General features: G+C 72.8%; 18 protein-coding genes and 1 pseudogene. 7 read left to right on the top strand and 12 right to left on the bottom strand.

The genetic code is table 11. The annotated features are described in order from the left end of the window. Nucleotides 1-59: 59 nt before the first annotated feature. From ACQP26_RS07065 to ftsY, 8 genes are all read right to left on the bottom strand, one after another. Entirely contained in the window at nt 60-1,139 is a 1,080-nt protein-coding gene (locus tag ACQP26_RS07065; protein ID WP_433495255.1) for an amidohydrolase family protein, read from the bottom strand. An 18-nt stretch (nt 1,140-1,157) separates the two neighbouring features. Next, complete coding sequence (locus tag ACQP26_RS07060; RefSeq protein ID WP_433495254.1) at nt 1,158-1,736, bottom strand: Uma2 family endonuclease; 579 nt, start codon at nt 1,734-1,736, stop codon at nt 1,158-1,160. A gap of 67 nt (nt 1,737-1,803) precedes the next feature. After that, nucleotides 1,804-3,357, bottom strand: a complete 1,554-nt coding sequence (ffh, locus tag ACQP26_RS07055) for a signal recognition particle protein (RefSeq protein ID WP_269701500.1) — start codon at nt 3,355-3,357, stop codon at nt 1,804-1,806. Nucleotides 3,358-3,471: 114 nt separating this feature from the next. Then, complete coding sequence (locus tag ACQP26_RS07050; RefSeq protein WP_433495253.1) at nt 3,472-5,736, bottom strand: [protein-PII] uridylyltransferase; 2,265 nt, start codon at nt 5,734-5,736, stop codon at nt 3,472-3,474. Between the two features lie 17 nt (nt 5,737-5,753). Then, nucleotides 5,754-6,092, bottom strand: a complete 339-nt coding sequence (locus ACQP26_RS07045) for a P-II family nitrogen regulator (RefSeq protein WP_013284578.1) — start codon at nt 6,090-6,092, stop codon at nt 5,754-5,756. A gap of 25 nt (nt 6,093-6,117) precedes the next feature. Beyond that, nucleotides 6,118-7,413 (bottom strand): ammonium transporter, encoded by a 1,296-nt coding sequence (locus ACQP26_RS07040; protein ID WP_433496098.1) that lies wholly within the window; start codon nt 7,411-7,413, stop codon nt 6,118-6,120. A gap of 226 nt (nt 7,414-7,639) precedes the next feature. Then, on the bottom strand, nt 7,640-8,503 hold the full coding sequence (locus ACQP26_RS07035) for a phosphotransferase (protein ID WP_269701506.1): 864 nt from the start codon (nt 8,501-8,503) through the stop codon (nt 7,640-7,642). Nucleotides 8,504-8,511: 8 nt separating this feature from the next. Further along, nucleotides 8,512-9,702, bottom strand: coding sequence for a signal recognition particle-docking protein FtsY (gene ftsY, locus ACQP26_RS07030; protein ID WP_269701508.1), 1,191 nt, complete (start codon nt 9,700-9,702; stop codon nt 8,512-8,514). Between the two features lie 146 nt (nt 9,703-9,848). Here ftsY and ACQP26_RS07025 point away from each other — a divergent pair, with 146 nt between their 5' ends. The 5 genes from ACQP26_RS07025 to ACQP26_RS07005 all read left to right on the top strand — a co-directional run bounded on the left by ACQP26_RS07025 (nt 9,849) and on the right by ACQP26_RS07005 (nt 14,782). Next, nucleotides 9,849-11,561: an alkaline phosphatase D family protein gene (locus tag ACQP26_RS07025; protein WP_433495252.1), complete on the top strand. Its 1,713-nt coding sequence runs from the start codon at nt 9,849-9,851 to the stop codon at nt 11,559-11,561. 13 nt (nt 11,562-11,574) lie between these two features. After that, nucleotides 11,575-12,000 carry a MarR family winged helix-turn-helix transcriptional regulator gene (locus tag ACQP26_RS07020; RefSeq protein ID WP_269701512.1) on the top strand — a complete coding sequence of 142 codons (426 nt, stop codon included), beginning with the start codon at nt 11,575-11,577 and terminating at the stop codon, nt 11,998-12,000. A gap of 106 nt (nt 12,001-12,106) precedes the next feature. Further along, nucleotides 12,107-13,696 (top strand): MDR family MFS transporter, encoded by a 1,590-nt coding sequence (locus ACQP26_RS07015; RefSeq protein WP_433495251.1) that lies wholly within the window; start codon nt 12,107-12,109, stop codon nt 13,694-13,696. A gap of 2 nt (nt 13,697-13,698) precedes the next feature. Beyond that, nucleotides 13,699-14,187: a universal stress protein gene (locus tag ACQP26_RS07010; protein WP_091419539.1), complete on the top strand. Its 489-nt coding sequence runs from the start codon at nt 13,699-13,701 to the stop codon at nt 14,185-14,187. 67 nt (nt 14,188-14,254) lie between these two features. Then, entirely contained in the window at nt 14,255-14,782 is a 528-nt protein-coding gene (locus ACQP26_RS07005; protein ID WP_433495250.1) for a DinB family protein, read from the top strand. Between the two features lie 5 nt (nt 14,783-14,787). Here ACQP26_RS07005 and ACQP26_RS07000 read toward each other — a convergent pair whose 3' ends face one another. From ACQP26_RS07000 to ACQP26_RS06990, 3 genes are all read right to left on the bottom strand, one after another. Further along, a complete protein-coding gene (locus ACQP26_RS07000) occupies nt 14,788-15,405 on the bottom strand; it encodes an HAD-IA family hydrolase (RefSeq protein WP_433495249.1) in 618 nt (205 codons plus the stop codon). Then, nucleotides 15,402-19,001 carry a chromosome segregation protein SMC gene (gene smc / locus ACQP26_RS06995; RefSeq protein ID WP_433495248.1) on the bottom strand — a complete coding sequence of 1,200 codons (3,600 nt, stop codon included), beginning with the start codon at nt 18,999-19,001 and terminating at the stop codon, nt 15,402-15,404. The genes ACQP26_RS07000 and smc overlap by 4 nt, the downstream gene beginning before the upstream one ends. A 315-nt stretch (nt 19,002-19,316) precedes the next feature. After that, nucleotides 19,317-19,511: a hypothetical protein gene (locus ACQP26_RS06990; protein ID WP_013284566.1), complete on the bottom strand. Its 195-nt coding sequence runs from the start codon at nt 19,509-19,511 to the stop codon at nt 19,317-19,319. A gap of 372 nt (nt 19,512-19,883) precedes the next feature. Here ACQP26_RS06990 and ACQP26_RS06985 point away from each other — a divergent pair. Further along, nucleotides 19,884-21,043 (top strand): annotated as a pseudogene (locus ACQP26_RS06985) (CAP domain-containing protein). A 77-nt stretch (nt 21,044-21,120) separates the two neighbouring features. Next, entirely contained in the window at nt 21,121-21,990 is an 870-nt protein-coding gene (locus ACQP26_RS06980; protein WP_433495247.1) for an endo alpha-1,4 polygalactosaminidase, read from the top strand. 49 nt (nt 21,991-22,039) lie between these two features. Here the strand turns inward: ACQP26_RS06980 and ACQP26_RS06975 are convergent, their stop codons facing one another. Next, on the bottom strand, nt 22,040-23,545 hold the full coding sequence (locus ACQP26_RS06975; RefSeq protein WP_433495246.1) for an MFS transporter: 1,506 nt from the start codon (nt 23,543-23,545) through the stop codon (nt 22,040-22,042). Nucleotides 23,546-23,727 lie beyond the last annotated feature (182 nt).

Genomic DNA, 23,727 nt, shown 5'->3' with positions numbered 1-23,727 from the left:
TGACCCGCCAGGCTGGCCGCCCGCGATGACGACGGCCGGCCGGCGAGCGACCCGGTCCGTCAGCGGACGACCCGGCCGCGCAGCACGATCCGGCTGGGCGTCCGGACCACGCGCAGGTCGCGGCGCGGGTCCTCGGGGTAGACCACCAGGTCGGCGAGGCCGCCCTCGACCAGGCCGGGGAAGCCGAGCCACTCCCGGGCCCGCCAGGAGGCGGCAGCCAGCACGTCCGGCGCGGACATCCCGGCCTGCTCGTGCAGCAGCAGCATCTCCTCGGCCGCCAGGCCGTGGTCGATACCGCCACCCGCGTCGGTGCCGACGTAGATCGGCACGCCCGCCTCGTGCGCGGCGCGCACCACCTCGGGGAAGCGGTCGCGCAGGGCGAGCATGTGGTCGGCGTACCCGGGGAACTTGGGCCGGGCCTGCTCCGCGATGTGGCCGAACGTCCGGATGTTGATCATGGTGGGGACCAGCGCGGTGCCCTGCCGGGCCATCAGGTCGATCAGATCGAGGCTCAGCCCGGTGCCGTGCTCCACCGAGTCCACCCCGGCCCGCACCATGATCTCCACCGCCGACTCGGAGAACGTGTGCACCGCCGCGCGTACCCCGGCGGCGTGCGCGGCGGCGACCGCCGCAGTCATCGTGTCGGCGTCCCAGGCCGGCGCCAGGTCGCCCACTCCCCTGTCGATCCAGTCGCCGACCAGCTTGACCCAGCCGTTGCCGGCCGCGGCCTGCGCGGCCACCGTCGCGGCGACCTCCGCCGCGCCGACCTCCACGCCGATGTCGCGCAGGTAGCGCTTCGGCGGCGCGACGTGCCGGCCCGCGCGGGCCAGTCGCGGCAGGTCCGGCTCGTCCCCCAGTTCGGGGTACGGGTACGGCGAGCCGGCGTCGCGGATCGCCAGCACGCCCGCGTCCCGGTCGATCCGGGCCAGGTCCCGTGCCTGGTCGAGAGAGGTGATCGGGCTGCCGCCGCGGGCGATGCCGATGTGGCAGTGGGCGTCGGTCAGGCCGGGCAGCACGAAGCCGCCGTCGGCCACCGTCTCGGCGCCGGGCACCGGTTCGAAGGTGACCCGGTCGCCGACCAGCCAGACGTCCCGGACCTCGTCGTCGGGAAGGAACACACCGCGCACGTGCAGAGCCATGTGCACAGTCCTACCCGATCAGCCCTCCTCGCCGGCGAGCAGGTCGTTGCGGCGCGCGGTCAGCGCCGGCAGATCGATCGAGACCTTCCACGGCCGCTCGGTGACGAACACGTCGTCTGTCTGACCGACCTGCTTGTACTCGAGGTTGGCGCCGAGCGCGTACTCGGTCAGCGTGATCTTCTCCTTGACCGGGTCGAGCACCCAGTAGGAGCGGACGCCCGCGTACGCGTAGACCCTGGCCTTGTCGTACATGTCGCGGAAGGTGGAGGTCGGCGAGATGACCTCGACGGCGAGCACCGCGTCCTCGACCGGCAGCGGGCTGCGGTTGGCGTTACCCCGCACGACCGCGACGACGTCCGGCCGGGGCTCGTTCCGGTGGTCGACCCGCATCGACAGGTCGATGCCGACCTGGTACTCCTTCGGGCAGTTGACCTCCAACGCGAGCAGGAGACGGACACACATGTCCTGGTGCAGCAGAGTGGGCGACGGCACGATCAACCTTCCGTTGATCAGTTCGTACGGAAGGTCCTTGGGCAGTTCGCCCAGGTCGTCGACCGTCCACTCGTGCCGCTCCGGCAGGATCGGGGCCGCGGTCATTGACATCTCCTTCCAGGGGGCGACATCACCCTAAGAGACAGCGATGTCGCCCACCGTCACCGACACGCTAGCGGGAGCCCTTGTCGCCACCCTTGCCCAGCTTGTTGAAGTCGATCTTCGGGAGCTTGAAGCCCGGCGGCAGGCCCTGCCCACCGGCCAGGTCGCCCGGGTCCAGGCCCGGCGGGAGCTGCGGCATGCCGCCCGGGAAGCCGCCCGGCATCCCGGCGCCGGTACGCGGCCGGCCGCCGCCCTTCGTACCCTTGCGCTTGTTCTTCGGCGACTTGGTCGCCTTGCGCCGGCCGCCGCCGGGCAGGCCCATCATGCCGCCCATCTGCTTCATCATCTTCTGCGCGTCGGCGAAGCGGTTGAGCAGCTGGTTGACGTCCATGACGGTGACGCCGGAGCCGTTCGCGATGCGGGCCCGGCGGGAGCCGTTGATGATCTTCGGGTTGGTGCGCTCGGCCGGGGTCATCGACCTGATGATCGCGGTGACCCGGTCGAAGTGCTTGTCGTCCAGCTCGGCGAGCTGGTCCTTCATCTGCCCCATGCCCGGCATCATGGCCAGCACGTTGGCGATCGGACCCATCCGCCGGACCGCGATGAGCTGATCGAGGAAGTCCTCCAGCGTGAAGGTCTCCCCGCCCATCAGCTTGGCGGTCATCTTCTCCTTCTGATCGGAGTCGAAGGCCGCCTCGGCCTGCTCGATCAGAGTGAGGACGTCGCCCATGCCGAGGATCCGGCTGGCCATCCGGTCCGGGTGGAAGACGTCGAAGTCCTCCAGCTTCTCGCCGGTGGAGGCGAACAGGATCGGCTGGCCGGTCACCTCGCGGACGGAGAGCGCGGCACCACCGCGGGCGTCACCGTCGAGCTTGGACAACACGACGCCGGTGATGCCCACGCCGTCGCGGAACGCCTCGGCGGTGCGCACCGCGTCCTGGCCGACCATGGCGTCGATGACGAAGATGACCTCGTCGGGCTGGACCGCGTCGCGGATGTTCGCGGCCTGCTGCATCATCTCGGTGTCGATACCGAGCCGGCCGGCGGTGTCGACGATGACGATGTCCCGGGCGGCACGGCGGGCGTGCTCGATCGAGTCGCGGGCCACCTGCACCGGGTCGCCGACGCCGTTGCCGGGCGCCGGGGCGTACACCTCGACCCCGGCCCGGCCACCGAGCACCTGGAGCTGCCCGACGGCGTTGGGACGCTGGAGGTCGGCGGCGACGAGCAGCGGCTGGTGGCCCTGGCTCTTGAGCCAGCGGGCCAGCTTGCCGGCGAGCGTCGTCTTGCCGGAACCCTGGAGACCGGCCAGCATGATCACGGTCGGCGGCTGCTTGGCGAACTGGAGCCGCCGCCCCTCGCCACCGAGGATGTTGATCAGCTCCTCGTTGACGATCTTGACGATCTGCTGCGCCGGGTTGAGCGCCTGGGAGACCTCGGCGCCGCGCGCCCGCTCCTTGACGTTCGCGATGAAGCCCTTGACCACCGGCAGGGCGACGTCGGCCTCCAGCAACGCCATCCGGATCTCGCGCGCGGTGGCGTCGATGTCGGCGTCGGTGAGCCGGCCCTTGCCGCGGAGCTTGGTGAAGATCCCGGACAGGCGGTCACTCAAGGTGTCAAACACGCGAACATCCCGTTTGTCGTTTTCGGCGGGCACATGCTGCCGGGCCGGTGGTCCAGCCCACCGTTAGGGTAGCCCGCCGCCCACCCGCCCGCTCCGGCCCGGCGGCCCGTTCCGCTACACGGCGGCGAGCACGGCGGCCTCGATCCGGGCCCGTTCCTCGTCCGAGGGCCAGCCACCGACCAGGTAGAACGCGTCCACCACGTCCCCGCCGAGCGTCGAGATCCTGGCGGCCCGCACCTGCGCGCCCGCCTCGTCCAGCGCGCAGGTGATCCGGTACAGCAGTCCAGCCGCATCGGCGGCCCGCAGCTCCAGCAGCACCGCGTCGGTGGCCGCCTCCCGGTGCCACACCACGCGCGGCGCGGCGCCCTGGCTGCGCGCCGCCAGGGCCCGGCCGCGCAGCCGCTGGATGACCGAGACGTCACCGCCGACCGCGCGGCGCAGGTCGGCGCTGAGCGCGATCGGGTCCGGGGCCAGCCCGTAACGCGGCTGCACCCGGCACTGCACCAGGGCCCGGCCGTCGACGGTGGCCGCGTCCGCGGAGATCACCTCCAGGCGGTGCAGCGCCAGGCACCCGGCCACCGTCGCGAGCAGCCCGCGCCGGTCGGCGGCGGCCACCGAAACCCGGTCCTCCCCCAGGTGTACGACAGGCAGCGGCCCGGCCACGAGCGCCGGGTCGGGGGCCGGCGGGGCGGGCACCACGCCCGTGTCCAGCGTGGTCCGTACCCGGCTCACCAGTTCGGCGATCAGCCGGCCCTTCCAGCCGGACCAGGCGGCCGGGCCGGTGGCGGCGGCGTCGGCGCGGACCAGGGCGTGCAGGAGTTCCAGCGTGCCGGTGTCGCCGACGCGCTCGGCGACCCCGGCGACGGTCTTCGGGTCGGACAGGTCGCGCCGGGTGGCCACGTCGGGCAGCAGCAGGTGCAGCCGGACCAGCGTGCCGATGAGCGCCGCCTCGTCCGGCGGCAGCCCGATCCGGGTGGCCACCGCCTCGGCCAGCGGCGCGCCGACTGTCGAGTGGTCCCCGTCCAGTCCCTTGCCGATGTCGTGCAGGAACGCGCCGAGCAGCAGCAGGTCGGGGCGTTCCACGTCGCGGGTGTGCCGGCTCGCCTCGTACGCGGTCTGCACCAGGTGCCGGTCGAGCGTGAACCGGTGCACCGGGTTGTGCTGGGGCAGGCTCCGCATCCGGGTCCACTCGGGCAGCCAACGGTCGATCAGCCCGTACCTGTCGCAGGTCTCCCAGGCGGGCACCAGGCCGGGACCGGCCCCGAGCAGGGTGATCAGCGCGTCGCGGGCCGCCGGTGGCCAGGGCGCGGGCAGCGGCGGGCAGTACGCGGCGAGCCACTCGCAGGTGGCACGCGCGATCGGCAGCCGGGTGGTGGCGGCAGCGGCGGCCACACGCAGCGACAGGCTCGGGTCGGGGCGGGCCCCGATGGCGGTGCGGGCGAGCACGAGTTCGCCGTCCTGCTCCACCACGTCCCGGGCGACCGGGCGGCGCAGCGGACGGCCGGGCGCGGCGCGGTGCCGGCCGGAGCGGAGCCGGTCGGCGGCCCGCCAGGCGTCGTCGAGGGCGTGGCTGACGGTGCGGGCGTCGCCGGCGACCAGCCGCAGCAGCGCGTCGCCGTCCTCGGCGCCGAGCAGGCGTGCCACGCCGTCGCGTTCCTGGGCGACCAGGCGGTCGACGCGGCGGCCCACCTGCTGGTGCAGCGCGTCGCGGGTGTCCAGCAGCCGCCGGTGCGCCGCGTGTACGGCGGGGCGGAGCGCGTCGGTGACCCCGGCGGTGGCGATGGCGCGCAGGATGCCCACGTCCCGCAGCCCGCCGGCCGCCTCCTTGAGGTCGCCCTCGAGCAGGAACGCCAGTTCGCCGTGCGCCTCCCAGCGGGTCGCGGTGATCTCGCGCAGGCCGGGGAGCTGGCGGATCGCGGTCCGCCGCCAGTGGTCGGTGGCGGTACGGGCGAGCTGGTCGGTGAGCGCCGGGTCGCCCGCCACGTGCCGGGCGTCGAGCAGGCCGAGGGCGACCTTGACGTCGTCGTGGGCCACCGACAGCGCCTCGGCGACGGTGCGGACCGAGTGGTCGAGCCGCAGCCCGGCGTCCCAGATCGGATACCAGAGCGACGCGGCCAGTTCGTCGATGCCGGGTACCCCGGCGTGCAGCAGCACCAGGTCGAGGTCGCCGTAGGGGGCGCACTGGCGGCGGCCCAGCCCGCCCACCGCGACGAGCGCGACCCCGTGGCGGTCCGGGAAGGCCCGGCGCAGCCAGGCGTCGAGCGCGTCGGCCCGGGCGGACCGGGCGGCCGCGCCGACGCCCCCGGGTACGCCGGCGACCTCGTTGACCACGGGCGCGCCGTCCCCGGTGGGGGCGGCGGCCGTGGTCAACGAGGTCACGTCGGCGGGTCCGGCGATCAGAGGGCGTCGAGCCCGCGCTCGCCGGTGCGTACCCGGACGACCTCCTCGACGCCGGTCACCCAGACCTTGCCGTCGCCGATCTTGCCGGTCCGGGCGGCGCCGACGATCGCGTCCACGATCTTGTCGACGTCCATCTCGTCGGTGAGCACCTCGACCCGGATCTTGGGCAGGAACTCGACCGTGTACTCGGCACCCCGGTAGACCTCGGTGTGCCCCTTCTGCCGGCCGTAGCCCTGGACCTCGCTGACGGTCAGCCCGGCCACGCCGAGCGCGTGCAGGGCCTCCTTCACCGCGTCCAGCTGGTACGGCTTGATGACCGCGGTCACCAGCTTCATGTCCAACCCCTCCATCCCAGGAACGTTAACCGGCGACCTTCTCGCTGACCGGCGCGGACTCGTCGGGCTCGACGGCGGGCTCCGCCCCCGGCTTGCCGGCGCCGATCCCGGCCATCGCGAACGCGCCACCGCTGCTGCCCGTGGTGGGCGACAGGTCGTAGCCGCTCTCCGCGTGCTCGGTGATGTCGATGCCGTCGACCTCGGCCTCGGCGGAGACCCGGAGGCCGATCGTCTTGTCGATCACGAAGCCCAGGGCGAAGGCGACCACGAAGGAGTAGACGCTGACGATCAGCGCGCTGATCGCCTGCTTGCCGAGCAGCGTGGCGTCGCCGCCGACGAACAGGCCGTCGGTCTCCACCAGCGAGCTGACCGAGGCGGTGCCGAACAGGCCGATCCAGAGGCAGCCGATCCAGCCGCCGACGAAGTGCACGCCGACCACGTCGAGGGAGTCGTCGTAGCCGAGCCGGTACTTCAGACCGACCGCGACGGCGCAGACCGCACCGGCCACCACACCCAGCAGCACCGCTGCGGCCGGGGTGATGAACGCACAGGCCGGGGTGATCGCGACCAGACCGGCGATGGCGCCGGACGAGGCGCCGACCAGGGTCGGCTTGCCGTCGCGCACCCACTCCACCACGATCCAGCCGAGCAGCGCCGCGGCGGTGGCGACCTGGGTGTTGATGAACGCCAGCGCGGTGACCCCGTCGGCGGTCAGCTCGGAGCCGGCGTTGAAGCCGAACCAGCCGAACCACAGCAGCGCGGCGCCGAGGGCGACCATCGGGACGTTGTGCGGCTTCATGCTCTCGCGCGGCCAGCCGACCCGCTTGCCGAGCACGAGCACCAGCGCGAGCGCCGCCGCACCGGCGTTGATGTGCACAGCGGTACCACCGGCGAAGTCCAGCGCGCCGATGTCGCCGCCGATCAGCCCGCCGCCCCAGACCATGTGGGCGACCGGGAAGTAGACCAGGGTGGCCCAGCCGAACGCGAACAGCAGCCAGCCGGCGAACTTCACCCGGTCGGACAGCGCGCCGCTGATCAGCGCCACGGTGATGATCGCGAACATCATCTGGAAGGCGATGAAGACGTAGATCGGGATACCCGTCTCGCCCCACAGGTCGTTCTCGCCGACGAAGGTCTTGGTGCCCAGGTACTGGCCCAGGTCACCCCAGAACTTGCCGCCCTCGCCGAAGGCGACGGTGAAGCCGTAGAAAAGCCACAGGATGCTGACGAGCCCGATGGACGAGAAGCTCATCATCATCATGTTCAGAACGCCCTTGGACCGGTTCAGCCCGCCGTAGAACAGCGCGAGACCGGGGGTCATGAGCAGCACGAGGGCAGTCGAGACAAGCAACCAGGCAGTGTTCCCGGTGTCGATCTCCACGCTGCCTCCTCTCGTTGTCGTATTCCTCCCTCCGACTGAGACCTGGCAGCATCGCCCGTCAGCCGGTTGCGCGGAAGCTTTGTCGCCGGCTGTTTCCTTCAGCGACACCGCGCGATTTCCGACGCGTGACGGGTTGTTTCCGGCGTGTGAAGAACGCCGATCTTGGTCAGCGGAGCGCAGCCTCCAGCTGGTGCCGCTCGTAGTCGAGCAGCCGCAGGTCACGCATAGGGCGACGCAGGTGGCCCTTGTGGACGATCCGGACGAAGGCCGGTTCACCGGCGGCGGCCATCCGCCGGATGCCCTCGACGTGGTCGACGATGCGCTTGCGGATGGTCCGGATGAGCCGGTGCCGGTCGCGCGGGATCAGCCCGTAGGCGTCGGCGAACAGGCGCAGCCGGCGCGGCCGGTCGGGGTGCTTCCAGCCGAGCGTGATCGAGTCGCGGTCGGAGAAGATCGGCACCCAGGTCCAGGCCGCGTACGCCACGTCGTAGATGCGGGCGCCGGGCGAGGCGAGGTCGAAGTCGATCAGCCCGAGCGTGCCGTCCGGACGCCAGATCACGTTGTGCGGCGCGGCGTCGTGGTGGCAGATGACCTCGGTGTCCGGCGGGGGCGGCCCGAAGGAGCGCCAGACCGCGCCGGGCGGCGGGGTGAAGCCGTACTGCGCGTCGTGGAACATCCGCAGCATGGTCGCCACCGTGACCAGGGCCTCGTCGGTGACCCAGTGCGGGGCCAGCGGGTACTCCCCGCACTCCCCCTCCAGGTACGACAGAACCTCCCGGTTGCGCTCGTCCATGCCGAGTGCCCGGGGCGCGCCGGTGAATCCGACGTACTCCAGGTGGCGCAGCAGCGCGTGCACGGAGGGCGTCCACGGGCCGGCGTTGCGCCGGACCGTGTCTCCCACACGGACCACGGTGCTCACGTTCCCGCCGTGCAGCGGGATCTCCTGCGAAGTCACGTACGGTCTCCCGAGGCGTGGCGACGGGTGGCTGGGGTCGCGCCACCCCGCGTAGGCGCGATCGTCAGTCGTCACGGGAGAGGCTACGCGTCCCGGGCGAGCGGCTCGGTGCCGAGCAACGCGTCGACGAACTGTGCCGGGTCGAACGGGGCCAGGTCGTCCTTGCCCTCGCCGAGGCCGACGAGCTTGACCGGGATGCCGAGCTTGCGCTGCACGGCGATCACGATGCCGCCCTTGGCCGTCCCGTCGAGCTTGGTCAGCACCACGCCGGTGACGTTCACCGCCTCGGTGAAGACCCGCGCCTGCTCCAGCCCGTTCTGGCCGGTGGTGGCGTCGAGGATCAGCAGCGTCTCGTCGATCGGGCCGTGCTTCTCCACCACCCGCTTGACCTTGCCCAGCTCGTCCATCAGGCCGATCTTGTTCTGCAGCCGGCCGGCGGTGTCGATGAGCACGGTGTCGACGCCGGTGTCGATGCCGCGCTTGACCGCGTCGAACGCGACGCTGGCCGGGTCGGCGGCCTCGGGCCCGCGGACCGTCTCGGCGCCCACCCGGCCGCCCCAGGTCTCCAGCTGGTCGGCGGCGGCGGCCCGGAACGTGTCGGCCGCGCCGAGGAGCACGCTGCGGCCGTCCGCGACGAGCACCCGGGCGATCTTGCCGCAGGTGGTGGTCTTGCCGGCGCCGTTGACGCCGACCACGAGCACGACCGCCGGGACGCCCTCCTTCGGCGCGGTGCGCAGCGAGCGGTCCAGGCTCGGGTCGAGCGCGTTCACCAGCTCGGCGGCGAGCAGCGCGCGCAGCTCCTCCCCGGTCCGGGTGCCGAGCACCCGGGTCCGCTCGCGCAGCCGGTCGACGATCTCCCGGGTCGCGTCGATGCCGACGTCGGCGGTGATCAGGCTGTCCTCGATCTCCTCCCAGGTGTCCTCGTCCAGCCGGTCGCGGCTGAGCAGGCCGAGCAGGCCCTTGCCGAAGACGTTCTGCGAGCGGGACAGCCGCGAGCGCAGCCGGACCAGCCGGCCGGCGGTCGGCTCCGGGACCTCGACCTGCGGCACCTCGACCGGAGGGGCCGGCGGCGCCTCGACCACCACACCGGTGGTGAGTTCCGCCTCCGGGGCCTCGACCGGCGGACCGGCCAGGTCCTCCTCCGTCCGGGTGTCGACCTCCGTGCGCGGCAGCGGCGGCTGCGGGCGCCGGCGCAGCCGGGGCACCACGAGGCTCAGGCCGCCGATGATCAGCACGCCGAGCAGGGCGAGAGCGACGAGGAGGTATTCCGTCATGCCCGAAATCCTGTCAGATGCCGGCGACGGCGTCCCACTCACCGCCTCGGCACGCGAACAACCTGCGGGTACGCTCACACCGGAAGGCGTACCGCAACCGCCGGCCGGGTAGGGATCAGCCGTAACGATCTTGTCGGAGGTGTGTCGTGCCCGGTTCCCGCCTGCTCATCGGCCCGCTGCTGCGGCGGGTCGTCGACACGCGGGCGACCGTCTGGGTGGAGACCAGTTCACCTGCCGTCGTCACCGTCCGCACGGCCGACGGCGCCACCGGCAGCGCGCCCACCTTCTCCGCGTACGACCACCACTACGCGATCGTCGTGGTGAGCGGGCTCACCCCGGACAGCGCCACCACGTACGAGGTGCTGATCGACGACGAGGTGGCGTGGCCGCTGCCGGACTCGTCGTTCCCGCCCAGCGTGATCCGGACCCGCGCGCTCGACGACGCCGACCAGCCGGTACGCCTGTTGTTCGGCTCGTGCCGGGAGACCACCCAGCACTCCACCGCGCGGAAGCTGCCGCCCGACGCGCTCGACGCGTACGCCCGGCGGGTGATGGCCGCGCCCGAGCAGGCCGTGCTGCCCGACCTGCTGGTGCTGCTCGGCGACCAAGTGTACGCGGACGAGACCTCGCCGACCGTGCGGCGGCTGCTGAAGCGTCGCCGCAAGCGGCCGAAGGACGCCCCGGCGACGCAGGTGGTGAGCTTCGACGAGTACACCAAGCTCTACCTGGAGTCGTGGCGCGACCCGGAGATCCGCTGGCTGCTCTCCACGGTGCCGAGCGTGATGATCTTCGACGACCACGAGGTGATCGACGACTGGAACACCTCGCAGTCGTGGCGCGCGGACATGCGCGAGCAGCCGTGGTGGGCCGAACGGATCCGCAGCGGTCTCGCCTCCTACTGGGTCTACCAGCACCTGGGCAACCTGAGCCCGGACGAGATCGCCGCCGACCCGGTGTACGCGAAGGTGGTCGCCGCCGAGGACGCCACGGGTGTGCTGCACGAGTTCGGCGAGCGGGTCGACAAGGAGGCCGACCTGGCGCACGACACCGAGCGCTGGCGGGCCGTGCAGTACCAGTGGAGCTACGCGCTGGATCTGGGCCGCACCCGCCTGGTCATGCTGGACAACCGGTCCAGCCGGGTGCTCCTGCCCGGCAGCCGGGCGATGCTGCCGCCGGGCGAGTGGTCGTGGTTCCTCGACCAGGCCCACGGCACCTACGACCACCTGGTGGTGGGCAGCTCGCTGCCGTGGCTGCTGCCGCCGGGCATCCACCACGTCGAGGCGTGGAACGAACGCCTGGCCGACTCGAACCGGCAATGGGTGGCCCGGCTCTCCGAGCAGATCCGCCGGGCCCTGGACCTGGAGCACTGGGCGGCGTTCCGGCGCTCGTTCGAGGCGCTGGGCGAGCTGTTCGCGCGGCTGGGCAGCGGCACCGCGCCGCGCACCGGGGCGCGGGTGGGCGCCGGGCCGGCGTACGCGCGACCGGCGTCGATCAGCGTGCTCTCCGGTGACGTGCACCACTCGTACGTGGCGCGGGCCCGGTTCGCCGACCGCGACGTCCGCACGCCGGTGCACCAGCTCACCTGTTCACCGATCCACAACCAGGTACCGGCCGGCATGCGCCCGCTGATGACGCTGGGCTGGAGTCCGGGGCCGGCCGGGGCGACCCGGGCGCTGGCGCGCTCGGCCGGGGTCCGCCGCCCGGCGGTGCGGTGGCGGAAGCTGGCCGGGCCCTACTTCGGCAACGCGGTGGCCACGCTCACGCACCAGGGTCGCCGGGCCGCCGTGGTGATCGAGGGCACGACCAGCGAGGGCGAGCTGCGACCGGTGGCGCAACAGCAACTGAGCGGCGACGACTGAGTACCCTCTGGGCGTGGACGAGACGCTGCGCGCCGTGGAGCACGAGTTGACCGCGTTGCTGCGCCGCGGACGGGCGCTCTCCTGGGAGATCGCCCGGGAGGTCCACCCGAACCTGGAACCGAACGCGTACGGCCTGCTGCTCTGGCTGCGCCGCTCCGGGTCGATCCGGCTCACCGACCTGGCCGCGAAGCTGGGCATCGGCAAGGGCACGCTCAGCCGCCAGATCGGCGGGCTGGAGGCGCTGGGCCTGGTCCGCCGCGATCCGGACCCGACGGACCGGCGTGCGGCCCAGCTCAGCCTGACCGAGGAGGGCACCCGGCGGTTCGACGCCGCCCGGGCCGCCCGACTCGGACAAATCCGACGTTCGCTTGAAAGCTGGCCGACCGAGGACGTGGCGGACTTCGCCCGCCTGATGCACCGCTTCAACGAGTCGCTCTGAGCCTTCCGGCGGGGAACAATCCGTACCCGGCACCGGTTGTTGCTCAAGGCAACGACTTCTGAGGTTGCCCGAGGCAACCTTTCCCCCGTTCCGGAGGCAACCCACGATGACTCAGGCGACTGCGCCCGCACGGGCGACCGGCGTCGACATGTCCCACCGGCAGATCCTGGAGGCACTCTCCGGCCTGCTGCTGGGCATGTTCGTCGCCATCCTCTCCTCCACGGTCGTCTCCAACGCGCTGCCGCGGATCATCACGGACCTGCGCGGCGGCCAGTCGGCGTACACCTGGGTGGTCACCTCAACGCTGCTGGCGACCACCGCGACCACGCCCATCTGGGGCAAGCTGTCCGACCTGTTCAGCAAGAAGCTGCTGGTCCAGATCTCCCTGCTGGTCTTCGTGCTGGGCTCGGTGCTCGCCGGGCAGGCACAGACCACCGGTGAGCTGATCGCCTGCCGGGTGGTGCAGGGCGTCGGCGCGGGCGGCCTCACCGCCCTGGCCCAGGTGATCATGGCGACGATGATCGCCCCGCGCGAGCGCGGCCGGTACAGCGGCTACCTCGGCGCGGTCATGGCCGTCGGCACCATCGGCGGCCCGCTGATCGGCGGCGTGATCGTGGACACCTCCTGGCTCGGCTGGCGCTGGTGCTTCTACGTCGGCGTGCCGTTCGCCGTGCTCGCCCTGATCGTGCTCCAGCGGACGCTGCGCCTGCCGGTGGTCAAGCGCGAAGTGAAGATCGACTGGTGGGGCGCCACCCTCATCACCGCCGCCGTCTCGCTGCTGCTCGTCTGGATCACGCTGGCCGGTGACCGGTACGACTGGATCTCCTGGCAGAGCGGCGTGATGGTGGCCGGCGCGGCGGCGCTCGGCGTGCTCGCCACCCGGGTCGAAAAGCGCGCCACGGACCCGATGATCCCGCCGCACCTGTTCCGCAACCGCACCATCACCCTCGCCGTGATCGCCAGCATCGCGGTCGGCGTCGGCATGTTCGGCGCCTCGGTCTTCCTCGGGCAGTACTTCCAGATCAGCCGCGGCGCCAGCCCGACCATGTCCGGCCTGATGACGCTGCCGATGATCGGCGGCCTGCTGGTCTCCTCGACGGTGGTCGGCCGCATCATCACCAGCACCGGCCGCTGGAAGAGCTGGCTGGTCATCGGCTCGGTGCTGCTCACCGCCGGCTTCGCGCTGATGGGCACCATGCGCGCCGACACCCCGTACTGGCACCTCGCCGTGTTCATGGCGCTGATCGGTCTCGGCGTCGGCATGAGCATGCAGAACCTGGTGCTCGCCGTGCAGAACACGGTCCGCCCGGACGAGCTCGGCGCGGCCAGCTCGGTGGTGGCGTTCTTCCGCAGCCTCGGCGGCGCGATCGGCGTCAGCGCGCTCGGCGCGGTGCTCGGGCACCGGGTCACCGGCTACATGGCCGACGGCCTGAGCCGCCTCGGCGTCCCGGCCTCCGGGTCGGGTGGGGGCGCTCTGCCGGACGTGCACACGCTTCCCGGCCCGATCCGGACCGTGGTCGAGGCCGCGTACGGGCACGCCGCCGGCGACATCTTCCTGGCCGCCGCCCCGTTCGGGCTGCTCGCCCTCGTCGCGGTGATCCTCATCCGGGAGGTGCCGCTGCGCCGCTCCAACGCCGAGCCGGTCCCCGCCGGGCAGGAGACTGCAGAGGCCGTCGCGGCCGGAACGCGGCACTGACGATGGACGCCGCGGAACGTGAGCGGTACGGCCCGCGGACCCGTCCGCTGCCCTACGAACGGGGTACGGACGGGCCACGGGTGGTGCTGGTCGGCGTGGACGGCAGCCGCACCTCGATGCGCGCCGCCGCGTACGCCGCCGGACTGGCCCGGCGGCAGGGCGCGACCCTGGTGGCGGTCTTCGTCAGCTCGCCCACGTCGTACAGCGCGATGCTCTCCGGCGTGGTGGCCGGGGCGGTCCAGCAGACCCACGACGAGCTGGCCGACGAGCTGCGCGCGGAGTGCCGGCGCGGGGCCGAGGAACTGGACCTGCCGGTGACGTTCCTGTGCCGGCGCGGCGACGCCTACACCGAGCTGTGCCGGGCCGCCGACGAGCACCGCGCCGACATGGTCGTGGTCGGTTCCTCCGAGCAGGCCGGGCACAAGCTGGTCGGCTCGGTCGCCACCCGGCTGGTCCGCACCGGCCGCTGGCCCGTCGTCGTGGTCCCCTGAGAGGTAAGGAGGGGCCCCCTGTTAACGCCTCGCGTTGCACAAGGGGCCCCTCTTAACATCTGCGCCCATGACCTGGAGAGCACCCGAGATCGACCGCCGCCACGAGCCTTTCGTCGCCGACGAGCGCACCATGCTGCAGGGCTGGCTCGACCTGCACCGCGACACCCTGGTGCACAAGTGCGCCGGGCTGACCGCCGAGCAACTGCGCACGCCCAGCGTGGAGCCGTCCGGGCTGACCCTGCTCGGCCTGGTCCGGCACATGGCCGACGTGGAGCGCTGGTGGTTCCGCCACCGCGCCGCCGCCCTGGAGTTGCCCGACCTCTACGACTACAGCACCGACCCGGACGCCGACCTCAACGACATCGCCGACGCCGACCCGGCCGAGGCGTTCGCCACCCTGCGGGCCGAGATCGAGGCAGCCGACCGGGCCGTCGCCGAGCTGCCGCTGGAGCACACCTTCGAGCACCGTCGGGGCGACACCGTCAACGAGATCAGCCTGCGCTGGGTGTACGTGCACATGATCGAGGAGTACGCCCGGCACAACGGCCACGCCGACCTGATCCGGGAGCGCATCGACGGCGTCACCGGCTGCTGACCGGCTCAGTACGCCAGCGCCGCCCGCAGGTACCGCAGGTCGGCCGGGCCGCTCCAACGGTGCGCGGACAGACCCGCCACCCGAGCCCCGGCCACCGCGCGGTCCTCGTCGTCGACGAACAGCACCCGCCCCGGTGGCGTCTCCAGCGCCTCGCAGGCGGCCTGGAAGTACTCCTTCGCCGGCTTGTGCACCCCGACGACCGAGGAGTTGACGATCACGTCCAGCTCGCCGGTCAGGTCCAGCGCCGCCAGGTCGGCGTCGAGCAGGTCGGTGGCGTTCGTGCCGAGCCCGACCCGGATGCCCGCGGCCCGCACCTCGCGGACGAACGCCAGCACCTCCGGGTCGACCTCGCCGCGGTAGCTCTGCCACTCCTGGACCGCCGCACGGGCCCGATCCACGCCGACCACGGGGGTCAGCGCGTCGGCCACGCTCACCATCCACTGGGCGTGGCTGACCTGGCCGGTGAGCACCGGCTGGAGCAGTCCCCAGGACATCGCGATCTCACCGAGGACACCCTCGGTCAGCCCGTACTCCCGCTCGACGCCGGCGGCCACCGCCGGGTCCCAGCGGCGCAGCACGCCGTCGAAGTCCAGCAGGAGCGCCGTGGCGCGTTCCCGACTCACTCGCTCGTCACCTGTTCCTCGTCGTCGGCCCGGTTGAGCCGCTGGCTGATCACCTGGGTCACACCGGCGCGCATGGTCACTCCGTAGAGCGCGTCGGCGATCTCCATGGTCCGCTTCTGGTGCGTAATCACGATGAGCTGGCTCTTCTCCCGCAACTGCGCCAGCAGCGTGATCAGGCGGCCCAGGTTCACGTCGTCGAGCGCCGCCTCCACCTCGTCCATGATGTAGAACGGGCTGGGCCGGGCGCGGAAGATCGCCACGAGCATCGCCACCGCGGTCAGCGACCGCTCCCCGCCGGAGAGCAGCGAGAGCCGCTTGATCTTCTTGCCCGGAGGGCGGGCCTCGACCTCGACACCGGTGGTGAGCAGGTCCTCCGGGTCGGTGAGCACCAGCCGGCCCTCGCCGCCGGGGAACAGCACCGTGAAGACCTGCTCGAACTCCCGGGCGGTGTCCTCGAAGGCGCTGGCGAAGACCTCCAGGATCCGGTCGTCCACGTCCTTGACCACGGTGAGCAGGTCGCGCCGCGTGGCCTTGAGGTCCTCCAGCTGCTCGGAGAGGAACTTGAAGCGCTCCTCCAGCGCCGCGAACTCCTCCAGCGCGAGCGGATTCACCTTGCCCAGCAGGGCCAGTTCCCGCTCCGCCTTGGCGGCCCGCTTCTCCTGTACCGGGCGCTCGTAGCGGACCGGCTCCGGCACCGGCCGGCCGTCCTTCTCGGCGAGCGCCACGTCCGCGTCGGTGGGCGGCACCAGCCGGTCCGGGCCGTACTCGGCGACGAGCGTGGCCACGTCCAGCCCGAAGTCCTCGGCGGCCTTCGCCTCCAGCTGCTCGATGCGCATCCGCTGCTCGGCGCGGGCCACCTCGTCGCGGTGCACCTGGCTGGTGAGCCGCTCCAGCTCGGCGGCGAGGCGCTTGGCCGCGCCGCGTACCTCGGACAGCTCGGCCTCGCGGGCGGCGCGTTCGCGGGCGACGGCGTCGCGGTGCTCCTCGGCCCGGGCGATGGAGACGGTGAGCCGGGTGAGCGCCTCGCGGGCGCCGCCGACCACGGCCCGGGCGATCTGGGCGCCGCGGGTGCGGGCCGCGCGCCGGGCCGCGGCGCGCTCCCGCGCCGCGCGTTCGGCGGTGGCCTGCCGGGCCAGCGAGTCGGCCCGTCCGGCGATCGAGGCCACCCGTTCCTCGGCGGTACGCACCGCGAGCCGGACCTCCATCTCGTTCTGCCGTGCCTGCGGCACCATGGCGGCGAGCTGGTCCCGCTCCTCGGTGGACGGTTCGGCGTCGATCGGGGTGGCCTCGGCCAGCCGCAGCCGTTCCTCCAACTCGGCCAGTGCCGCCAGATCCCGTTCCCGGGCCGCCTCGGCGCGGGCGCGGGACTCGCCGAGCCGGTCGGTCTCCGCCTTGGCCGAGCGGGCGGCGGCGCCCAGTTCGGCCAGGCGCCGCGCGGCGGCGTTGCGGTGGCTCTCCGCCTCCCGCTTGGCGGCGGCCGCGTGCTGCACGGCCTCCTTGGCGGCGGCCACCTCGGCGCGCGCCTCGGCGAGCTGTTCGCGCAGCTCGGCGGCGGTGCGTTCGGCGGTGGCCCGGTTGGTCCGCGCCTCCTCGACGGCGGCCTGCACCTCGATGAAGCTGGGCGCCTTGGCCGACCCGCCCGCCGCCGCGTACGCACCGACCACGTCGCCGTCGGGGGTGACCGCGCGCAGCTCCGGGTTCGCGGCCACGAGCGCGGACGCGGCGGCCAGGTCGTCGACGAGCGCCACGTCGCGCAGCGCCCGGTGCACGGCCGGGCGGATCGCGGGCGAGCACTCCACCAGGTCCGGGGCCCAGCGGGCGCCCTCGGGCAGCTTCGGGCGCAGCGCGTCGGCGGAGCCGTCCATGCCCGGCCCGGCGGGGCTGCCGACGAGCAGCCCGGCCCGGCCGGCGTCGGAGATCTTGAGCAGCCGCATCGCCTCGACCGCTTCGTCCACGCCGCTGACCGCCACCGCGTCGGCCAGGCCGCCCAGCGCGGCGGCGAGCGCCGCCTCGTCACCGGGCGCGACGGTGAGCAGCCCGGCGAGGCTGCCGAGCAGGCCGGGCACCTGGTCGGCGCGGGCCAGCAGTTCCCCGGCGCCGTCCTTGCGGCGCAGGCCCATGGCGAGCGCCTCCTCGCGGGCCTTCCAGGTGGCGGCGTCCTTCTCGGCGGCGCGCTCCCCGTCGGCAAGGCTGCGCACCGCGGCCTGGGCCCGCTCGTGGACGGCCACCGCCTCGTCGTGCCGGGCGTCCAGGTCGGCGTTGTCCCGGTCCGCCTCGGTCGACTGTTCGGCCACCGCGTCCAGATCGGCCTGCGCCTTCTCGGCCCGGCTCATCGCGTCGGTGTGCGCGGCGGCGAGCCGTTCGATCTCCTCGCCGGCGCTCGTGGTCCGCGCCCGGGCGGAGTTGACCTGCCCGGTGAGGCGGGCCAGCCCTTCCCGCCGGTCGGCGATGGCCTTGGCCGCGGCGACCAGTTCCCGTTCGGCGGCGGCGAGCTGGCGTTCCAGTTCCTGGCGGTGCTCGACCGCCTCGGCCAGCCGGATCTGGTCGTCGGTGAGCGCGGCCCGCAGCTCCTCCTCCTGCTCGCGGATCCGCCGCGACTCCGCCTCCAGCTGCTCCGGGTCGCGTCCGGGGCGCTCGTCGTCACCGGCGGAGCTGAGGTGACGCAGCCGTTCCCGGGCCAGTTGCTCGATCGAGCGGAACCGCTCCTGGAGGGCGGAGAGGCGATACCAGGTGTCCTGCGCCGCCGCGAGCAGCGGGGCGTCCTCGGCCAGCGCCGCCTCCAGCTCACCGAGGCGGCCCTGCACCTCGCCGTGCTCGGCCTCGACCAGCTCGCGCCGCTCGCGCAGCGCGGTCTCGTCGGCGATCTCCCGGTCCAGCGTGGTCCGCAGCGTGTGCAGGTCGTCGGCGAGCAGCCGCAGCCGGGCGTCGCGCAGGTTGGCCTGGATCCCGGCGGCGCGGCGGGCCACCTCGGCCTGCCGGCCCAGCGGCTTGAGCTGGCGGCGCAGCTCGGCCGTGAGGTCGGTCAGGCGGTTGAGGTTGGTCTGCATCGCGTCGAGCTTCCGCAGCGCCTTCTCCTTGCGCTTGCGGTGCTTGAGGACGCCCGCCGCCTCCTCGATGAACGCGCGCCGGTCCTCCGGCTTGGCGTGCAGCATGCCGTCGAGCCGGCCCTGCCCGACGATGATGTGCATCTCCCGGCCGATGCCGGAGTCGGACAGCAGCTCCTGGATGTCGAGCAGGCGGCAGGAGTCGCCGTTGATCTCGTACTCGCTCTCGCCGGAGCGGAACATCCGGCGGGTGATGGAGACCTCGGTGTACTCGATCGGCAGCGCGCCGTCGGTGTTGTCGATGGTGAGGGTGACCTCGGCCCGGCCCAGCGGGGCCCGCCCGGCGGTGCCGGCGAAGATGACGTCCTCCATCTTGCCGCCGCGCAGCGCCTTGGCGCCCTGCTCGCCGAGCACCCAGGCGATGGCGTCGACGACGTTGGACTTGCCGGAGCCGTTCGGGCCCACCACGCAGGTGATCCCGGGCTCCAGCTTCAACGTCGTGGCGGAGGCGAAGGATTTGAATCCCTTCACCGTCAGGCTCTTGAGATGCACCTTCTCGATCCTCGTCCGGTGGCCGCCGTACCGTCGCCGGCTGCGCGGACCTGGTGAACCCGCAGACTAACCCGGGACCGGGACGCCGTCGCCACGCGACCCACCCGAGGGCCCGGCTGTCCGATTTCCGCCCGGCGGTCGCGGACGGAACGGAAATGCATGATCACAATTACCGGGCGCAATTCCGGGCGGTTCCGCAAGATCGAGAATTGCGGCGCCGCCGACGAAAAGGGGTACGCACATGGCTGCGCGCCGGCACTTGAGTGTCGGCGCGCTTTTCGGTGTGGTGCGATTCAGTTTTCCGGGAACTGGAGATCAGGTCAGCGCGGGCTCGGCCAGACGGAGGAGGTCATCCGCCTCCGCCGCTGCCGCCGCAAGCCGATCGTTGTCGGCACGCAGACGCGTGATCTCGAACTCCAGTGCCTGAACCCTGGCACGCAGTCGGGTGACCTCGTCGAGCAGGCGCCGGTCGGGCGCTGCACTTACGTGGCCGTAGAGGGCCTTCGCCATGCTGACTCCTTGATGTGCGCTGCCGGAAAGGCCGGCCAACGCGCGCCCATGATGTTCGCGGCTGCCATTCCCACTGCATCGGGGCATGGCTGGGCGCGACTGGCGACACCTACATATTGAGCCGAAACCCCCTCCTTCGTCAAGTTGACCAAGGCCGTAGATCATCTCCACGTCGGCCGGTCCACTCGCCGGGGGGCTGCCAGAAGGCGCGGACACGCTCTGTCCGGACGCCTTTACTGTACGCCGGAAATGTGTGAACGACTCATCCTCGCCGCCGGCTTCGCCTTAACTCTTTCTTAGCCACGTTGCCGCAGCTCCGAGCGCACCCGTAGCGTCACCCGGGCCCGCAACCGACCCGTGGAGGGGACAGGCGTGTACCGCTGGAACGACCCGATCGAACCGGAGGGCGCCCGCCGGCGTCCCGAGCCGCCGACCGACGAGGGTCCGGCGTGGCTCAGCGACCGGCCCGAACCGCGGTCGTCGTACCTGTTCGGGGACGCCGCGCAGCAGCCGCCCGCCGGCTCCTACCCGCCGCCCCGCGACCGGTGGAACGGCGAGGAGCAGCCCACCACCGCGTGGCAGGGCCAGGAGCCCGCGTGGCAGGGCCAGGAGCCCGCGTGGCAGGGCCACGAGCAGCCCGCGGCCTGGCCGGGCCGGGAACAGCCCGCCTGGCAGGGCCACGACCAGCCGGCCGGCGGCTGGGAGCAGCCCGCCGCGACCTGGCAGCCGGCGACCGACGCCCCGGCCGACGACCGGCGGCGCCGAAGCGGCGCCTGTCCCGGCCGTTGGTGATCGGCGGGGCCGCCGCCGCGGCGACGCTCGTGGTGAGCCTCGGCGTGGGCGCCGTCCTGCTGCCCGGCGACGACCAGGGCACGAAGCGCACCTCCGCCGACGCGCCGGTGGCCGCCGCGCCGCAGGCGCCCGACGGGACCGAGGAGGGGCCCGCCGACGCGCTCGCCCCCGAGTCGGCCAGCCCGTCGGCCGTACCGACCACCGCCGCGCCGAGTCCGTCGAAGAAGGCCACCCCGAAGCCGAGCCGCAGCACCGCCCCGTCGCGGCAGCAGGAGCGCAGCAGCGCACCGAGCGGCGGCGGGTCGAGCGGATCGAGCGGCGGCTCCACGAGCACCAAGGCCACCGCCACGACCGGGCTCAGTGCCGAACTCCAGAAGGTCGTCACGATCGTCAACCAGGAGCGGGCGAAGGCCGGCTGCAAGGCGCTGACCGTGAACGCCAAGCTGAACCTGGCCGCCCAGCGGCACAGCCAGGACCAGGCCGACCACAAGAAGATGGACCACACGGGCAGCGACGGCAGCCAGCCCTGGGACCGGGTCAAGGCGGCCGGCTACAGCTACCGCATGGTGGGCGAGAACGTGGCCTGGAACTACCAGACTCCGGCGGCGGTCATGGAGGGCTGGATGAACTCCGAGGGCCACCGCAAGAACATCCTCAACTGCTCGTACACCCAGATCGGGGTGGGCGTGGCGCGCAGCAACGGGCCGTACTGGACGCAGGTCTTCGCCACCCCGGCCTGACCGCGCGTCGTGACCGGCCCGGCGCTCGTTGACCCATCGGGGGCGGCGCCGGGCCGCCCGCGTCCGGGGAGCTGTCGATGCGGATCCGGCCGGGGTGGGCCGTGCCGCGCTCCCGGCCGGCTCACGTCCGCCGACGTGGCCCGCGCCGGGGCGTGGCGCTCGCGCTGATCGCGCTGCTGATCGCTCCGGTGCCGGCGTGCCGCCGGCCGCTCACCCCGCCCGGTGCGCCCACGCCCTGGCCGGCCGCGCAGGCCGGCAGCTGGCGGTGGCAGTGGCAGCTCACCGCCCCGGTGGACGTCGCTGTCGACGCCGACGTCTTCCTCCTCGACCCGGTGGCGGCCACCTCGGCCGAGACCGCGGCGCTGCGCGAGCGGGGCCGCCGGCTGGTCTGCCAAGTCCGGGTCGGGACGTACGCCGCCGGCGACCCGGACGCCACCCGCTTCCCCGCCGCCGTACGCGGCGCGGCGGTGCCGGGGCGACCGGGAAGCCGATTCCTCGATGTACGGCGCTGGGACGCGCTCTCGCCGGTGCTGGCCGACCGGTTCCGGCTGTGCCGGGGCAAGGGCTTCGGCGCGGTGGCGCTGGCCGACGCGGACGGCTACCGGTACCGCTCCGGTTTCCCGCTGGACTTCGACGACCAGTTGCTGTTCAACCGCCGGCTGACCGGGCTGGCCCGCAAGCTCGACCTCTCCCCCGGTCTGGTCGACGACGTGGCGCAGGTGGCCGCGCTGGCGCCCGACTTCGACTTCGCGGTCAACCAGGAGTGCGTACGCCGCCGCGAGTGCGCGAAGCTGCTGCCGTTCGTCGACGCCGGCAAGCCGGTCTTCCACGTCGAGTACACGGGCGAGCCGGCGGACTTCTGCGTCACCTCGGTCGGCTACGGCTTCGCCTCGATCCGCAAGGACCGGCAGCTGGACTCGTGGCGGGAGCCGTGCGCGCTGCCGTGACACCGCGGCGCCCCCGCCCGTCGGCAAGCGGGGGCGCCGGGGTACGGGCTCAGCCGGTGGGCGCGCCGGTGGCCGGGGTGGTGGCCTCCCCGCCGCGCGGCGACGGCACCCCCGCGTGTTCCGCGCTCAGCGGAGTGGCCAGGTCCTCCAGCGACCTGCCCTCGGCCTTGACGCCGAGCGTCAGCTCCACCAGCCCACCGATGATCATGACGGTGGCGCCGATGGCGAACGCCAGCACCGTCTGACCGACCTCACCGCTGCCGACCAGCTTGGCGAAGAGCAGCGGGCCGGTGATGCCACCGGCGGCGGTGCCGATCGCGTAGAAGAACGCGATCGCCATGGCCCGGGTCTCCATCGGGAAGATCTCGCTGACCGTCAGGTACGCGGCGCTCGCGCCCGCCGAGGCGAAGAACAGCACCGCGCACCAGCAGGCGGTCATGGTCACCGCGCTCAGCACGCCGGAGTGGAACAGCCAGGCGGTGCCGAGCAGCAGCACGCCCGAGCCGATGTACGACCCGGCGATCATCGGCACCCGGCCCACGGTGTCGAACAGCCGGCCCAGCAGCAGCGGGCCGAGCAGGTTGCCGACCGCGATCACCGCGAAGTAGTAGCCGCTGTTGCCCGGCGGGACGTCGAAGAACGTCTCCAGGATCTGGGCGAACCCGAACGTGATCGCGTTGTAGAGGAACGCCTGGCCGATGAAGAGCGCGAAGCCCAGCGTGGCCCGTTTCGGGTAGCGGCGGAACAGCGTCCGGGCGATCTCCAGGAAGTTCGTGCTCTTCCGCTGCCGGATCTCGATGTAGTTGTCCGCCTCGGCGAGGTCGTTGCCGGTCTCCCGTCTCACCTCGGCCTCGACCGAGTCCACGAGGCGGTTGGCCTCGTCGGCGTGGCCGTGGATGAACAGCCACCGTGGGCTCTCCGGTACGTGCCGGCGGACCAGCAGGATCACCACGCCGAGCACCGCGCCCAGGCCGAACGCCACCCGCCAGCCGAGGTTCGTCGGGAGGCCGTTGAGCAGCGGTACGGTCAGCAGCGCGCCGAGCGCCGCGCCGAGCCAGAAGGTGCCGTTGATGATGATGTCGATGCGACCGCGGTGGCGGGCCGGGATCAGCTCGTCGATCGCCGAGTTGATGGCGGCGTACTCACCGCCGATGCCCATGCCGGTGAGGAACCGGAACAGGAAGAACCACCAGGTGTCGAACGACAGCGCGGTGAGCGCGGTGGCGACCAGGTACAGCCCGAGCGTCAGCAGGAACAGCTTCTTGCGGCCGAACCGGTCGGTGAGCCACCCGAACAGGAGCGCTCCGGTGCAGGCGCCCGCCACGTAGAGCGCGGCGGCCAGGCCGGTGACCTGGCTCTGGGTGATGTCCAGGCCGCTGCCGGGCTCGGCGAGCGTGCCGGAGAGGTTGCCGACGATCGTCACCTCGAGCCCGTCGAGGATCCAGACGGTGCCCAGACCGATGACGATCATCCAGTGCCAGCGGGACCACGGCAGCCGGTCGAGGCGGGCCGGGACGTTGGTCCGTACGGTGCCGGTGGCGGCGTCGGTGCTCACGACGCCCTCCGGGGGGATGCGGAGGCCGGGGCACGACGGGCCGCCGGCGATAGCTCTTCGTCCATGGCCGCCCACATGCCCCGGCGCCCGGTGGGTTAATCCCGGCTAGCCGGGTCGACACTCCACGACGGCGCCGACACTCTAGGTGACGCCATGACTGAAGAGATGCACGGAAAGCGATA

It is taken from the genome of Micromonospora sp. CA-248089 (assembly GCF_050948515.1).
Taxonomy (GTDB): domain Bacteria; phylum Actinomycetota; class Actinomycetes; order Mycobacteriales; family Micromonosporaceae; genus Micromonospora.
This window is presented reverse-complemented; position numbering and strand designations above follow the sequence as displayed.